We start from the raw sequence: 477 nt of genomic DNA, 5'->3' as shown, positions 1-477 counted from the left end.
CTGGATGCACTTGTTAGCACTCGTGAACTCTCAGCATGCAACAAAACATGAAGCATCAGTTTGACAGTACTTCCATTAGAAGGCTTTGGCTATTTTCTCTAGATTTTTGAATATCTTCATCCTCAAGGCCAAAGTGTTTTTTCAACTCGCGCTTTATTCTTTGGTATTCACCACCGGCACTTTCATTAAAGGCTAAAACTTCATAATCATTGCCAACAGCAAAAACTATGCTCTGCTTGCAATCTTTCAGTACATCTTCTGAGAAGGTGTACTGATTATTGAAATTATCATAAAACTTGAAAATACCGATGGCATTAAGGTTTATTAAATATTCGTGATTTATAGCTTCTGGGTTAGTGATATTGCACCCTTCTGCAATGAAATCACTAATTCGATAGCTGAAAATATCTTTACGATTCTTGATTTTGATAAGCATCAAACATACTCCCATTTGGGTTTGACGTGGATGTATAGTGC

1 protein-coding gene is annotated in these 477 nt (G+C 36.3%); it reads right to left on the bottom strand.

Features of this window, described 5'->3' with window-relative positions:
• Nucleotides 1-55: 55 nt before the first annotated feature.
• Nucleotides 56-477, bottom strand: a 422-nt coding sequence (locus ACY2RQ_RS19840; RefSeq protein WP_490114743.1) for a hypothetical protein, incomplete at its 5' end; no start/stop codon positions are given.

The sequence above is a fragment of the Parendozoicomonas sp. 209JJ7-1 genome (assembly GCF_058147085.1).
Note: the sequence above shows the minus strand (reverse complement) of the source record. Positions and strands in the feature narration are given on the sequence as shown.